Raw genomic sequence first — 14,376 nt, forward strand, 5'->3', positions numbered from 1 at the left:
AACAGGTTGGGAAGGCCGAGGCGGGGACCTTCGGCTCTCCACGGCTTCGCATCGCCGGAAGGCGCTGGAGGGGCTTGGTGCGTACGGGTCTCAGCGGCGCAGACCTCGGACCGGGCCGAAGCGGTGGCTGAGCTCGTCCCGGGACATCCGCTCGACGAGCAAGGGGACGAAGTCACGGATTCGCGCGGTCGCGAAGCTCTCCGTCACTCGGGTGACGACGCCGTCGACCTCGGACCGGCTGCGGTCGCCGAACACCGTCCGGAGCCTTTCGCACACCTGCGTGATGGCGTGGTCCTCGTGATTCTGCCGAGCCGACACGGTCATCTTGTGAGCCCTCTCGTCGAGCGTTGCCGGAGCCGGGTGGGCCGGCCGGGTGGCGGTCATGAGGTCCACGTCCATGTGCGGATCTCCGGCAGGTCCTCGTCGTGCTCGAGGATCCAGTCGCGGTGCCGGGCCCGGGCGTCGGTCATGGCCTGCCGCACGGCCGTCGCCTCGGATGCCAGGTGGGGAACGCGGTCGATGACATCGCAGACCAGTTGGAAACGGTCCATGTCGTTGCGCACCAGCACGTCGAACGGCGTGGTGGCCGAGCCCTGCTCCTTGTAGCCCCGCACGTGCAGGTTCACGTGGCCGTGCCGGCCGTGGGCCAGGCGGTGGATGAGGGAGGCGTAGCCGTGGAACGCGAAGATGACCGGCTTGTCCGTGGTGAAAATGGCATCGAACTCGGCATCGGGTGAGCCGTGCGGGTTCTCGGACTCGGGCTGCAGCCGCATCAGGTCCACCACGTTCACCACGCGCACCCGTAGACCCAGGATGTGCTCGCGGATCAGCTTGGAGGCCGCGAGAACCTCCAGGGTTGGGACGTCGCCGGCGCAGGCCAGCACCACATCGGGTTCGGTGGCGAAGTCGTCCTCGGTGCCGGCCCAGTCCCAGATGCCCAGGCCGCGCTCGCAGTGCAGGACGGCCTCGTCCGGTGACAGCCAGTCCGGGCCCGGATTCTTCCCGGCGAAGATCACGTTGACCAGATTCCGGCTGCGCAGACAGTGCTCTGCGACGGAAAGCAGGGTATTGGCGTCAGGCGGTAGGTAGATGCGCACGACGTCGGCGGTCTTGTTCGCCACGTGTCCCAAGAATCCGGGGTCCTGGCGCCGCACACGGGAGGTCAGCAGGTAGTTCAGCGAAGGCACCGGAGCCCGCCACCGCGAGGCGGCCGCGGTCTTCAGCCACCTGACGTGTTCGTTCAGCATCGAGTCGATGACGTGGATGAACGCCTCGTCGCAGGTGAACATCCCGTGGCGTCCGGTGAGCAGGTAGCCCTCCAACCAGCCCTGGCACAGGTGCTCGCTCCGGACCTCCATGACCCGGCCGTCGGGGGCCAGGCGGTCCTCGCCGGGCTGGGTCGTCAGCGTCCAGACCCGGTCGGTGACCTCGAAGACGGCGTCCAGGTGGTTCGAGGCGGTCTGGTCGGGGCCGAACAGCCGAAAGGCGCGGCGGCCGGCATCGGCTTCGATCACGTCGCGCAGCCAGGTGCCGAGTATCCGGGTCGGCTCGTGCAGGGTGCCGCCGGGCTTGTCGACGTCGACCGCGTGGGCGCCGAGCGGCGGCAGGTCCAGGGACCGGGTCAGCAGGCCGCCGTCGGCGTGCCGGTTGGCGCCGACGCGCCGCTCGCCTTCCGGCAGACAGGACAGCACCTCCGGCTTGGGCCGGCCGAAGTGGTCGAACAGCTCCTTAGGCCGGTAGGAATTCATCCAGTCCGTCAGCACGCGGCGGTGCTTCGCGTCCTCGCGCACCCCGGCCGGCGGTGCATGGTGCCGACGCCATGTGCGTTCGTCGCCGACACCGTCGTCGATGTGCGGTCCGGTCCAGTCCTTCGGAGTGCGCAGGACGATCATCGGCCAGGGCGGGATCGCGGCGCTCGCGCTCTTGGGGAATCGCTTCGCGGTCTGGATGAGCCGGATGGTGGCCAGGGCGCCGTTGAGGGCTTCGGCCATCGCGTGGTGCATGCTGTGCGGGTCGTCGCCGACCACCCAGCGCGGGTCGTAGCCATAGGCCGCGAGGAGGTTGTCGAGCTGCTCGCGCGGGATGCGGTCCAGCACGGTCGGGTTGGCGGTCTTGTAGCCGTTCAGGTGCAGGATCGGCAGGACCGCGCCGTCGCGGGTCGGATTCAGGTACCTGATCGATTGCCAGGAGGTGGCCAGCGGGCCGGTCTCGGTCTCGCCGTCGCCGACGACGCAGGCCACGATCAAATCCGGGTTGTCGAAGGCGGCGCCGAAGGCGTGGGCCAGGCTGTAGCCGAGCTCGCCGCCCTCGTGGATGGAGCCGGGGACGTTGGCCGCGATGTGGCTGGGCACGCCGCCGGGCGTGGAGAACGCCGCGAACAGCTTGCGCATCCCGGCCACGTCGCGGGTGACGTCGGGGTAGTGGTCGGTGTAGGTGCCGTCCAGCCAGGAACAGGCCAGGGCCGCGGGGCCGCCGTGTCCGGGGCCCAGGACCGTGATCAGGTCCAGGTCGTGTTCTTTGATCAGGCGGTTGAGATGCGCGTGGACGAAGTTCAGCCCGGGGCTGGTACCCCAGTGGCCCAGCGGCCGCGACTTGATGTCGGAGGGCTTCAGCTCGTGGTGGAGCAGGGCGTTGTCCCGCAGGTAGAGCTGTCCGACGGACAGATAGTTCGCGGCACGCCAGTAGTGGTCCACGGCATGAAGGTCGGTGCGGTCGGTGCGGTGCGGGTGAAGGGCATGGACGGTCAAGGCAACAGGACCTTCTCTCCGGGACCCGGGTGGGGACGGACGTCGGCTGTCCATCGCAGAGTTCGGTGAAGCGCTCGCCTCAGCGGTCGGAGCCGCCGAGTACCGGGTCCAGGGAGGACAGGACGGCGACGACGTCGGCGAGCATGCCGCCCTCGACCATGGCCGGCACGGCTTGCAGGTTGGTGAAGGACGGGTCACGCATGTGTGCTCGATAGGGACGCGTGCCGCCGTCGCTGACGAGGTGGAGGCCGAGCTCTCCACGGGGTGATTCCACCGCCTGGTACACCGATCCGGCGGGGACCGAGAAGCCTTCGGTGACCAGTTTGAAGTGGATGATGAGGGCTTCCATGGATTCGGCCATGATCTCGCGGACGTAGCCGGCGGAGTTGCCCAGGCCGTCGCCGCCGAGTGCGAGCTGCGCAGGCCAGGCGATTTTGGGGTCGCCGACCATGACCGGCCCCGGGGGCATCCGGTCCATGCACTGTTCGATGATCGTCAGTGATTCCTTCATCTCTGCGACGCGGATCAGGTAGCGGCTGTAGACGTCGGCTCCGGCCCGGGTCGGTACTTCGAAGTCGTAGTCCTCATAGCCGCAGTAGGGCTCGGATTTGCGCAGGTCATGGGGAAGGCCGGCGGAGCGCAGCACGGGTCCGGTCACGCCCAGCGCCAGGCACCCGGCCAGGTCGAGATGGCCGACCGATGCGGTCCTGGCCAGGAACACCGGATTGTGGTCCAGCAGCCGCTGAAGATCCCGCAGGCGGCTGGGAAGGACGCGCAGCAGCTCGCGGATCGAGGCGGGGGCTTCGGGCGGCAGGTCCTGCGCGACGCCGCCGGGACGCACGAAGGCGTGGTTCATGCGCTGCCCGGTGACGGCTTCCATGACGTCCAGGACCAGCTCGCGTTCCCGGAAGCAGTTGGTCATCACGGTGAGCGCGCCGAGTTCCAGCCCTCCGGTGGCCAGGGCCACCAGGTGGGAGGATATCCGGTTCAGCTCCATCAGCAGGACCCTGATGGCCGTGGCGCGCGGCGGCAGCTGCTCGGTGACGCCCAGGAGCCGCTCGACGGCCAGGCAGTACGCCGCCTCGTTGAAGACCGGCGCCAGGTAGTCGGCGCGGGTGACGAAGGTGACGCCCTGGGTCCAGTTGCGGTACTCCAGATTCTTCTCGATACCGGTGTGCAGGTATCCGATGCCGCACCGGGCCTGCACGACGCTCTCACCGTCGAGCTCCAGGATGAGCCGCAGGACGCCATGGGTCGAGGGGTGCTGCGGCCCCATGTTCACGATGACGTGGTCGTCGGCGCCCTCGGCGACGCCGCGCAGCACCTCGTCCCAGTCGCCTCCGCCGACGGTGAAGCTCGCCGGCTCCTCGGTGTCGGGGCCCGGGCTCGACAATGCGCTTGGGTCGGATCTCAGTATCGTCATGCCGTCCCAGTCTTCAGGTGGGTCGCAGGGATCGAGGTCGCGCGTCGGGATCGTGTGGTCAGCGGTACATCCTCGATGTCCACCTGGTGCGCCAGCAGGGTCGGTGGTGCCGCAAGCTTCGGAGCCGGTTCTGCAACTGGTCGCTTCTCAACATCCGACCACTGGTCTCCGATGTCGAACAGGGCCGAAGGACCCACCGCATCCCGGCCGAACGACCGTGGCGCGCCCAGGGCGCCAATCGGGGCCGCAGCGAAGATCCGGACGTCTACCAGATGTGGACGTTTCGTACGGCGAAGGCGAGCTCAAAATGCGCCGCCACGGCGAACTCCTGCGCGCGATGTTCGCAGACCAAGTCGCGTAAATGCCATGACCGTGGCCACAAGCGCCGGGTCGCCGAGGAGAACGGTATCGAGTCGTTGCGGCCGCGAGCTGACAGGCGGCTATAAGGCTTTCTCCACCCAGACGCATGGGCTTCGACAGGGTCCTGCTGAAGAAGTGGTATTCCAGATTGGTCTCGGACAGAGAGCTGCGCTTTCCCTCGGTGGGCTGGGGCGGCGAGTAACTCGGCCGGGTGGTCCCGTTTACCAAAGCCGCTCGGTGGTTCGCTCCTGAGGGCTGGAGCTGCCGTGTCTTCGATTCGCCGGGTTGGGAAACAGCGACTACCGTCTCGTTACGGGGTTCGTCGTAATTCTGAGGAGGCCGAGTTGGATTCCGGTGCCGCTTCAGACACGGCCGCGCCGTCTTCAGACGTACCGGGGGTGTCAGGCGAGCACGAGCACCGGGACGTGTCCGGTGGTTGGCTGCGGGCCGCGGTTTTCGGCGCCACTGACGGGCTCGTCACCAACTCCAGCCTCATCGCGGGTGTGGGCGGTGGTGGCGGAGCCCACCACATCATTGTCTTGACCGGCATGGCCGGGCTGGTCGCAGGTGCGTTCTCCATGGCCACCGGCGAGTACATCTCCGTCACCACCCAGAATGAAGCGATCCACGCCGAGGTCGCCAACGAGAAAACCGCCCTCGCGCAGGACCCGGTGGGCGAGATCGCCGAACTCGCCGACGCCTACATCGCCCGAGGTGTCAGCCCGGCTACCGCGAAGGCCTTCGCCACTGAACTGGCCGCGTCCCCCAAGGACGCCCTGCATGTCCACGTCCAGGAGGAACTCGGTGTCGACGCCCAGAAGTTGCCCGGGGCCTGGACCGCGGCGATCAGCAGTTTCCTCAGCTTCTCGCTGGGGGCACTCCTGCCCCTGTTGCCGTATCTGTTCGGCCTGAGCTCCCTACCCGTGGCTCTGGCGGTCAGCGCGATCGCTCTCATGGCGGCTGGAGCTCTGGCCGCGCTCCTGACCGGCCGCTCGCCGGTCCGAAGCGGCCTGCGCCAGCTGCTCCTGGGTGCCCTGGCAGTGGGGGCGACCTATCTCATCGGCCATCTGCTGGGCGCCCACGTCTGACCGCCTCACCACCGCAGTGGCGCGAATGCCCCTGTGGCCAGGGGCTTCTGGGAGTATGCGGGGCCCTGCCCGGCGGTAGCTCCTCGTCGGCCCGGAGGGCTTCTTCCAGTTGGTCTACCAGGATGATGACGCGGCAGGCGGTGTCGATGGGGGTTCCGGCGTCGACGAGTTCAGCTCCTCAAGCCGCATGGAGCGGCGCCGACCTGAGATTGCGCTTCCTTGTTGATTGGCCTGGTCGGGCCTCCCGCCCGGATGCGATCGGGCGAGAGGATCCTTGGGCTTCAGGTGCAGTCCTGGCAGATCGACTCGCCACGCTTGCGCCTGGCCAGGCGGCTTCGGTGTTGGACGAGGAAGCAGCTCGAGCAGGTGAATTCGTCGGCTTGGCGCGGCAGCACGTTGACCGTCAACTCCTCACCGGACAGGTCCGCACCCGGCAGTTCGATCGGTCCATGGTCGCCCTCGTCCAGGTCGACCAGACCGCCGGTCGGCTCCCGGCGCCGGGTCTTCAGCTCCTCGATGTTGTCCAATCCGGGGTCGTCGTCGGTCTTGCGTGGGCTGTCGTAGTCCGTGGCCATCATTCCTCCTGGTCGTCCCGGCCCGTCGGGTCAACGGACGGGCGCCGGCGAGCCCTGTGCGCGAACGTGTCCTCGATGCCCGGTCGCCCTCAGGCCGCCGCGTCCGCGTACTGCGCTGCGACGGTGTGCTCGCAGGCCACGGCGCGACGGGAATCGACCCGGTCCGGTCTGTTCGGGACCGGCAGCGCAACGGAGGCCGGTGGGGTGGGTTCACGGATCGTGTTGACGAGCTCCAGGAAGCGGACCACGACCGGCGACATCCGGATCAGTCTGAAGCTGGCGCCGTTGGCGCTGACGCGGGTGTGGACGGCGGTCAGAGTACGAAGCCCGGCAGAGTTGATGTACGTGACACCGGACAGGTCCAAACCGAGGCGGAGATCATCGGCGCTGGCCAGATCGATGTCGCCGGTGACGGTGATGATGGAGCGGCCCTGGTCGTGCCCGCTGGGGAAGACGTCCATGGGTGAGTCCTGCGCTTTCGTCAGACGGGGAAAGGCACAAGGCGTGGACCGTGGCGGCGTTGACAATTCCGGGTCGCCTGGACCACATGGTGTGCGCCGGGGACTTCACGGCGCCAGGGACCAGAGCGTCACGAAACAGCACCACGATAGCGCGTTCCGGGAGGCATAGCTGATCTCGGGCGGCGCTCGTCGTGCGGCCGGCTTGCCTGCGTAGGCGCGACGGTCGGGAACAACCTTGCTTTCCGGGGGCCCACTCGGTTTACGACAACCGGCGAGCGGCGGCGCCGCCCGCTCCGGGCTGTGTCACGGAGCGGTTCGAGGTCGTTTCTCAGGCGCACCACCATCGGCACGCACGCGCCACCACCTGCACCCAGCACGACATCGACGATTGGCTTCCCAGCGACCAGTTCTCCCGCTCCCACGGATTCGTCACCTGGGCCGTCCAGCGGCGCCACGTGACCGACATCGAGATCCCGCGGTTCGCCTACTAGCCGGTCCGCGAAGTGCTGCCCGAGCACGACCAGCGCTGGGACCTGGCTCGTCGGCTCCTGAACGATGACTCGATCCCCGTTGCCGACCGCGTCGCAGGGCTGCTCCCGGCACTGGGGCCCGGGACCGTCATGCGGTGTGGCCGGGAGTGTGCAGGAGTTCGTCGGCGGTGGCCGCGCCGGTGGCGACATCGCGGGCGACGTCGGACAGGTGCAGGTTGTGGCGGCGGGCGTGGTCGCGCAGCAGTTTGAAGGCCTCATCGATGCTGATCCGGCGGCGCTCGGCCAGCACGCCCTTGGCTTGCTCGATGACGATGCGGCTGGTCAGCGCGTTCTGGAGCTGGGCGGCCAGCAGCTCAGCCTGGGCGATGGTGCGCTGGGACAGGATGCCCATCGTCGCGACGTCCGCCAGGGCCTGGCCGGTACGCACGTCGTCGTCGGTGAGGATCCGGCTGCCGGCGCAGAACAGGTTCAGCGCTCCGATGACCGTCTCGCGCAGCCGTAGCGGCAGGGCGTGGACCGCGACGAACCCGGAAGCCTGGGCGGCCTCGGCGAACCGCGGCCAGCGGACGGTATTCGAGGGGAGGTCGGCGTTCACCACCGGCAGGCCGGTTCGGCAGCAGTCCACGCAGGGGCCGGCGTCGGTCTGCATCTCGAACAGCTCCAGCAGCCGGGCGTTCTCCGTGGAGGACGCCGCGGCGTGCAGGTTGCCGCGCTGGTTGATGAGCATGATGCCGGCGGCGTCGACGTCCAGCAGCTGCACGCTGCGCTTGGCCAGGGTGTGCAGGAAGTCGATGACGTCGAAGTCCGCGACCAGGGTGTCCGCCAGATCGACGAACGTCTCCACGAGCTGTCGTTCACGGGTCACGCTCATACCTTTCAAAGAAGACCCGGCAGGCATCTCGCAGGCATAAAGCCGCGTAGTCCTGACGGTGTCTCGGATGTCACAGGTTCGTCTCGCCGAAGCGCAGACGCGGGCCACCACGTCGGCGGCGACGTCGGCGAGCAGCCGATCCCCGGCCCAAGCATGCGTGCGCGGCCGCACCAGCGCCTCGGCCAGGGGAACCCCGAGCTGGACGCTGATCACCCCGATCCGCAGCGGGAACGCGAACACCGCGCGGACCCCGAGGTTCATCGCGGCCGGAGCGAACGCGGGCCGACGGCGTTGCGCGGCGTGAAGGTCCGTGATCAGCACCGGCACCCCGGCCGCGACGGCGTCCAGGCCGGGGCCTTCAGCCGCGGCCAGGTTGGACAGGCCGTCCGTGCCGTTCGCCCCAGTCTCATCCAGCAGCGCCACCACTGCCGCCATCCGGTCACTGACCATTGTCCGCCTTCCTTGTGTTGCGTGCGGACAAACGGCCGTCTTCCGGCGAGCTCACGGCCCGGCGACTGCCGCCCGGCCTCGGACAGGCACATGACCGGGGTCAGTGCCGTGCGTTGCGGCGCGGGCTGGACCCGGCGCTGCCTCGGCCAGTGACCAGCTTGACGGCGCCCAGCAGGACGACGGCCCCCATGATCGCGGTGATCCAGGTGGAGATGTTGAAGAACCCCTGGATGTTGGTGACGTGGAAGACCTTGCTCGCCACCCACCCGCCCAGCAGGGCCCCGGCGATGCCGATGACGGTGGTGGCGATGATGCCGTCGGGTCCGGGACGGCAGGCTCAGAGTACCCGCCGCGACACATCCCAACCAGCACCGATCCCACGCCTGGGAAGACCATGCCGATGCCGAACATCGAGCCGAGACGACCGAATCTTAAGGAGCTGACTCATCGGTTGACGACACCTTCAAAGGCCAGCTCGACGTGGAGTTCCATGGCGGCCGGACTAGATGATTGAGTCCAAGGGCTCAGTGGTCGTGACCAGTCGGCGGTGGACCGGGGCGTCGGTGTGGTCGTTGTGCCAGATCGCGGCGGTGAGCGCGAGAATCCGCTGCAGGACCCGGACCGTGACGCCGGGCACGGTGCGTCCGCCGTGGCGTTCCAGGTCCAGCTGTCCCTTGAATGTCTGGTTGATCGACTCGATGACCTGGCGCAGCGGTTTGAACAGGGCTGCGCCAGGTCGCGGCTGTTCGCCCTTGCGGGCTTGGCGCAGCAGCACCGCTCCAGCGTCGGCCAGCCAGCAGCACGGGTTCCACCGCCAGGATGTCCAGCAGGGTCTGCTGCTCGTTGGCTTTGGCGCCGGTCAGCGCGAATGCGATCGGCAGTCCGCCAAGGGTGCACACCAGGTGCAGCCGCAGGCCCCAGAAGAAGCGGCTGTGGCTGGCGCAATAGCCGTACTCGGCCCATCCGGCCAGCTCCGAGCGCTTGGCGGTCTCCCGGGACCGGCCGCATTCCACCGGGGTCGAATCCACGACCCACACGTCGTCGGTCCACCCCGTGGTGTCGATCGCCAGCGCCCGGACGCAGCTGCGGATCAGGCCGGCGGCCCGGCGCAGCCGCTTGTTGTACCCAGACTGGCCGGGCAGGTGCGGGAACAGGTGCCGCAGCTGGGAGCCTGCGTACCGTAGCCACCGGGCCTCGGAGACGAACCCGAGCAGCGCCTGCATCACCGCCAATGGACTCCCTCGCCTCATGTCCGCAGGTATCCCTTGGACTCAATCATCTAGTGTCCGCTCCTGTCCGGTGTCGCGGGATGGGTGAGCTTGATCCGGTCCCGGACTCCATTGGTCGGCGGCACTGGTCGCCGGAAGGAGTCTGTGATGCCAAGCCTCATCCGGGTGTATCCAGGTACGCCCCGCCGAGTCGACCGGGCAGACCATGCTGTTGTGGGGCGGCTCCACGAGCGTGGGCAGCAATGCCGTCCACTTCGCCGCAGCCGCCGGGTACGAGGTCATCGCCAACTCCTCACCGCGCAACTGCCAATACGTCACGTCGCTGGGCGCCGTGCGCGTCGTCGACCACAACAGCCCGAGCGTCGTGGCCGACATCGGCACCGCCTTCGCCGGCCGGACGCTGGTCGGTGCGATCGCCTTCGGCGCCACCGGAGCCGCGGCGGGGGTGCGGATCGCCGGGGCGTGCATGGGCGCGAAGTTCGTTCGATCGCCACCCCGCCGGTTTCGTTCGCCTCGGCCGACAACCAGGACTGACCGGGGCGGATGAGCTGACCGGTGGATCCTCGCCGACTTCGAGGTGCCGGGAGGGCTTGCTATCGGCTCTCGTAGTCGCCCGGGGTGTGCTAGCGTCCTTTGCGGACGTACGAAAGTCACGGTCCGGTAGGTAGTCCGGATGGCGTGTCCGCGCTCGTACAGTGCCCTTGTCGGCACACCCTGTGCGTCCCTTTTCGTTCATCATCGAGAAGGGACACAGTCGTGTCGGATCTGCGTGTCGTCATCATCGGGGGCGGGCTGGGTGGTTTGGCCCTGGCCCAGGGCCTCCACCAGGGGGGCGTCAGGGTCGCCGTCTACGAGAAGGACCCCACCCCGGATTTCCGGAATCAGGGCTACCGCATCCGCATCAACCCAGACGGGATCATCGCGCTCCAGGCCGTGCTGACTCCGCAGGCGTTCGAGGTGTTCGCGGCCACCGCCGGAAACCCCGGTTCCCGGATGGATGTCTTCGACCATCACCTCAACCTGGTCCACGCGCAAGAGCTCCCGCAGGCCGCCGGCTTGCCCGGCGGCGGGAACCTGGCGGTCAACCGCAGGACGCTGCGACAGATCCTGCTGTCGGGGCTGGAGCGGTGCGTGTACTACGGTGCCGAGTTCACTGGTTACACCACCGAGGCGTCCGGCGCGGTGACCGCGCATTTCGCGGACGGCACCAGCGCCACCGGCGACATCCTGGTCGGCGCCGACGGCGTCAACTCCGCGACCCGCCGACAGTACCTGCCGCAGGCGCAGGTCGTGGACGCCCGACTGCGGCTGATCTACGGAAAGCTCCCGCTCGCCGGCGACGAGATCGGCGCCAGGATCCCCCCAGAGCTGCTTGGGCTGTGGACCACTGTCCTGGGCCCGGACAAGCGTTTCGTCGGACTGGCCCCCGTGCGGTTCCGCGCGCCGATGGCCCAGGCGACCGCCCGGCTGGCCCCCGACATGCAGCTCGGTGACGAATCCGACTACCTCGCGTGCGTCTTCGGCGCGCGGCGGGAGTTGTTCCCCTGCACGGACTCCGAGCTGTTCGCCATGAAAGGTGGAGACCTGCGGGCGCTGACGTTGTCGCTCGTTCAGGGTTGGGATCCGCGCCTGGTCGAGATGGTCGCCGACCAGGATCCTGCTTCCATCTTCCCGGTCTCGGTGCGAACCAGCGTGCCGATGCCGCGGTGGGAGACCACCGCGGTGACCCTGCTGGGCGACGCCATCCACGTGATGAGCCCGGCCATCGGCGTCGGCGCGAACACCGCGCTGCGCGACGCGCAGGTGCTGGCCGGCCGACTCACCGAGGCTGCCGGCGGCCGGCCGCTGGCCCAAGCACTGCACGCCTATGAGGAAGAGATGCTCGGCTACGGCTTCGACGCGGTTCGTGAATCAGCCGCCCGCGGCCACCGGCTGGTAGGCCAGGACCTGCTGCCCTCCATCAAGGGCTAGATGTACTGACCGGTGAGGTTGGTGGCAAAAGGCTGGCGTGGTGTGGTCAGTGGCCGTCGGCGATCAGTGATCGTTTCTGGTCTGCGCCGGCGGCCCAGTTGTGCCGGATCGCGGGGGCGGTCTCGTCGGGGTGGGTCGGGCGGATCAGGACCAGGTCGCGCCCACCCAGTTCGCGCTCGAAGGCCCGGCTGCGCAGGCCCTTGTCGGACACGATCGGGGTATCCGGCGGCGGGGTGTTGGCCGGCAGCTCCAGCAGCATCGTCGTCGCCGCCACCTCGCCGAACATCTTCGGATTGACCAGGATGAATCCGGTGACCTGGCGGCCAGGCAGACCAGTTCGGCGTCGGTGACCGCCGGCGGGCCTCCTGGCGAATCCGGGCGAACCTTTGCGCGAAGGGATGATGCGATCGGTGAGCGCGCCATACAGTGCAGTCAGGAGCGTGTCCAAAACGGTGTTTTGATGATTCCCGCCCAAAGGGTTCTTCTCAACACCGATTTGGACACGCCCCCAGCTGTCGTCAGCCAATCCGGCTACACGCCAGCCCCACGCCGCCAACCCGCATCAGTCATCTAGGGGCAGAGGCCGAAGAACCATCGCTGAACAGCAACAGACTGCTACAAAAGGGCCGTGACCTGGGTCGGCGCGCCGAATAGAGAGCGGGCGTATACCTCTCGGCTCAGGCCATAAGAGATCAACTGGTGGCGGGACGCGACCTCGATGTTGCGCCAAATCTGCTGGACGGGCTGGTCGAGGGTGAAGCTGCTCGAACCGCCCGCGTCGAGGAGCAGGCCGACCGCGTCGCGGACGTTCTTGGACACGGTACCCACGTCCATGCGGATGCGGGCTCGCTCTTCGGGTGGCATCGCGGATCCTTCCGCCACGTTGCGTGCGACGTCCTGCACTGCTCGTGCGGCGTGCAGCTTCGCCGTTTCGATGGAGGCGGCGGCGTCGCTCACGCTCAACTGGACGGTGGGTGAATCCTCTGCCCGGGTGTAGATCGTCCCACTCATGGGCTTGCCAGCCTTCAATCGGGCCAGCGTGCCGGCAAGTGCCGCCTCCGCCATTCCGATCAGAGGCCACGGCATCGTGACGGCAGTAAAGGGAATGGGCGGAGCGGTATAGATGCTGCGATGCGGATACCGAGCGGAGTATTCGCCTCCCAGGAGTTTGCTCAACGACAAAATGCGGTGGTCCGGGACGACAGCTGAGTCGATGACGACAGTGTTGCTGCCGGTGCCCTGCATGCCGGCCACCTGCCAGGTCCGCTCCACGGTCGCGACGGCCATCGGCACCAGCGCCATTCCCCGGTCCACGACGGTGCCCTCGGCGTCCACCACCGGCACGCCGACGAGAGCCCATTGAGCGTGGTCTGCCCCGGTCAGCGGCTGCCAGCGTCCGCTGATCTGTAGTCCTTCGGCGACTCGCACGGCCTTTTGCGCCATGCCGAATCCTCCGCAGACGACCGCGTGCGCGTCGCTCCCCCAGATCTCCTGCCGCGCGCGGTCGCCTAATAGCGCGGCGAGGTAGGAACCACCGGACAGCAGCATCGCGACCCACGCGCTCGATCCGCATCCGTGCGCTAGGTAACGGAATATCTCCGAAGCCGTCGTGATGTCGGCTTCGCGCCCTCCGAACTCGGCCGGCGCAAAGAGGGACAGGAACCCTGCCTCCCGCAACGCGCCAGCGCTGCGATCGGACAGTCTGCCTGCTGCCTCGGTCCGGACAGACTCTTCGGCCAGTAGTCCAACAAGATCCCGCGCATTCTGCACCAACTCACCGGCCGAGGGGCGCTCTCGTATCTGTCTCAGGGCTGGCTGCGTCGTGGCACTCATCATCGTCCCGTCTTGTCTGAATCGTCGCTGGAAAAGACAGGGCCGGCCGGGGTGCGGGCCGGGCCCTGTAGGTGGTACGGCGCGCCCTCAAGCTTTGGCTAGGGCCGCCTTTATCAGGGCGACAGCGCGTTCGGGCTGAGCGATGAAGGCGGTGTGGGAGCCGTCGACCTCTTCGACGGTGGCGTTCATGCGTGCGGCCATGAAGCGTTGGGCTTCGGGGTTGATGGCGTTGTCGCGCCGGGCGATCTGGTACCAGGCCGGGATTGTCTTCCAGCCGGCGGCGGTGGCGTTCTCGGTGAACGCGGCGGCGGCCAGGTGGCGCTGGGTGGCGGCCATGATCCGGGCGAGGTCTTCGGGGAGGTCGGCGCAGAAGGTCTGGTGGAAGCGGTCGGGGTCGATGTACAGGTCTGGGCCGCCGGCGGCGCCGACGGCGTCGTAGGGGGTGGGTCGGACGGTCTGGGCGAGCAGGGTCTCCGCGAACGGGTCCTGGACGCTCGCGCAGCTCTCCCCGGCGTCGGGGGCGAAGGCGGCCAGGTAGACCAGTGCGGTGACGTTGGCGAGGCCTGCGGAGGCCTGGGTGATGACGGCGCCGCCGTAGGAGTGGCCGACCAGGACGACGGGCCCGTCGATGGCGGCGACGGCGGCACGGACGGTGGCGGCGTCGACGGCCAGGCCGCGCAGCGGGTTCGATGGTGCGGCCACGCGGTGCCCGGCGGCCGCCAGGCCGGTGATGACGCCGGCGAAGCCCGAGGCATCGGCGAAGGCGCCGTGCACGAGAACGACGGTGGGTGCGTTCAGATCTGACATTCCTTGCTCCTCGTTTCCTTTTCGGCCGACCGCGACCGGTGTTACCGGACAGCGGGATGTCCGTACGCCG

At 68.3% G+C, this 14,376-nt stretch carries 13 protein-coding genes and 2 pseudogenes; 3 read left to right on the plus strand and 12 right to left on the minus strand.

Features of this window, described 5'->3' with window-relative positions; genetic code table 11:
* Positions 1–90 precede the first annotated feature (90 nt).
* From ABH926_RS43350 to ABH926_RS43360, 3 genes are read right to left on the minus strand one after another with little or no spacing between them, the layout of a single operon-like run.
* Positions 91–399: a three-helix bundle dimerization domain-containing protein gene (locus tag ABH926_RS43350; RefSeq protein ID WP_370372483.1), complete on the minus strand. Its 309-nt coding sequence runs from the start codon at positions 397–399 to the stop codon at positions 91–93.
* Entirely contained in the window at positions 381–2,801 is a 2,421-nt protein-coding gene (locus ABH926_RS43355) for a phosphoketolase (protein WP_370372485.1), read from the minus strand. The genes ABH926_RS43350 and ABH926_RS43355 overlap by 19 nt, the downstream gene beginning before the upstream one ends.
* Before the next feature lie 25 nt (positions 2,802–2,826).
* Positions 2,827–4,170 (minus strand): NADH-quinone oxidoreductase subunit D, encoded by a 1,344-nt coding sequence (locus tag ABH926_RS43360; RefSeq protein WP_370372487.1) that lies wholly within the window; start codon positions 4,168–4,170, stop codon positions 2,827–2,829.
* Between the two features lie 758 nt (positions 4,171–4,928).
* On the opposite strand from ABH926_RS43360, the gene ABH926_RS43365 reads away from it, so the two are divergent.
* Positions 4,929–5,618, plus strand: coding sequence for a VIT1/CCC1 transporter family protein (locus ABH926_RS43365; protein ID WP_370372489.1), 690 nt, complete (start codon positions 4,929–4,931; stop codon positions 5,616–5,618).
* Here the strand turns inward: ABH926_RS43365 and ABH926_RS43370 are convergent.
* The 6 genes and pseudogenes from ABH926_RS43370 to ABH926_RS43395 form a co-directional block, all read right to left on the minus strand.
* Positions 5,587–5,790 (minus strand): annotated as a pseudogene (locus ABH926_RS43370) (hypothetical protein); the annotation flags it as partial. The gene ABH926_RS43365 and the pseudogene ABH926_RS43370 overlap by 32 nt on opposite strands.
* A gap of 109 nt (positions 5,791–5,899) precedes the next feature.
* Entirely contained in the window at positions 5,900–6,193 is a 294-nt protein-coding gene (locus ABH926_RS43375) for a DUF4193 domain-containing protein (RefSeq protein WP_370372604.1), read from the minus strand.
* Positions 6,194–6,282: 89 nt separating this feature from the next.
* Positions 6,283–6,654 (minus strand): STAS domain-containing protein, encoded by a 372-nt coding sequence (locus ABH926_RS43380; RefSeq protein WP_370372490.1) that lies wholly within the window; start codon positions 6,652–6,654, stop codon positions 6,283–6,285.
* 618 nt (positions 6,655–7,272) lie between these two features.
* Positions 7,273–8,466 (minus strand): ANTAR domain-containing protein, encoded by a 1,194-nt coding sequence (locus tag ABH926_RS43385; protein WP_370372492.1) that lies wholly within the window; start codon positions 8,464–8,466, stop codon positions 7,273–7,275.
* A gap of 100 nt (positions 8,467–8,566) precedes the next feature.
* Positions 8,567–8,779, minus strand: a complete 213-nt coding sequence (locus ABH926_RS43390) for a GlsB/YeaQ/YmgE family stress response membrane protein (RefSeq protein ID WP_370372606.1) — start codon at positions 8,777–8,779, stop codon at positions 8,567–8,569.
* A 189-nt stretch (positions 8,780–8,968) separates the two neighbouring features.
* A pseudogene (locus ABH926_RS43395) lies at positions 8,969–9,698 on the minus strand (transposase); the annotation flags it as partial.
* 202 nt (positions 9,699–9,900) lie between these two features.
* Between ABH926_RS43395 and ABH926_RS43400 the strand changes: the two are divergent.
* Positions 9,901–10,242 (plus strand): hypothetical protein, encoded by a 342-nt coding sequence (locus ABH926_RS43400; RefSeq protein WP_370372493.1) that lies wholly within the window; start codon positions 9,901–9,903, stop codon positions 10,240–10,242.
* Between the two features lie 209 nt (positions 10,243–10,451).
* Positions 10,452–11,666 carry an FAD-dependent oxidoreductase gene (locus ABH926_RS43405; RefSeq protein ID WP_370372494.1) on the plus strand — a complete coding sequence of 405 codons (1,215 nt, stop codon included), beginning with the start codon at positions 10,452–10,454 and terminating at the stop codon, positions 11,664–11,666.
* Between the two features lie 46 nt (positions 11,667–11,712).
* Here the strand turns inward: ABH926_RS43405 and ABH926_RS43410 are convergent, their stop codons facing one another.
* The 3 genes from ABH926_RS43410 to ABH926_RS43420 all read right to left on the minus strand — a co-directional run bounded on the left by ABH926_RS43410 (position 11,713) and on the right by ABH926_RS43420 (position 14,306).
* Positions 11,713–12,114, minus strand: coding sequence for a hypothetical protein (locus tag ABH926_RS43410; protein WP_370372496.1), 402 nt, complete (start codon positions 12,112–12,114; stop codon positions 11,713–11,715).
* 167 nt (positions 12,115–12,281) lie between these two features.
* Positions 12,282–13,502 (minus strand): oxidoreductase, encoded by a 1,221-nt coding sequence (locus ABH926_RS43415; protein ID WP_370372498.1) that lies wholly within the window; start codon positions 13,500–13,502, stop codon positions 12,282–12,284.
* Positions 13,503–13,586: 84 nt separating this feature from the next.
* Positions 13,587–14,306, minus strand: a complete 720-nt coding sequence (locus tag ABH926_RS43420) for an alpha/beta hydrolase (protein WP_370372499.1) — start codon at positions 14,304–14,306, stop codon at positions 13,587–13,589.
* Positions 14,307–14,376 lie beyond the last annotated feature (70 nt).

The sequence above is a fragment of the Catenulispora sp. GP43 genome (genome assembly GCF_041260665.1).
Classification (GTDB): domain Bacteria; phylum Actinomycetota; class Actinomycetes; order Streptomycetales; family Catenulisporaceae; genus Catenulispora.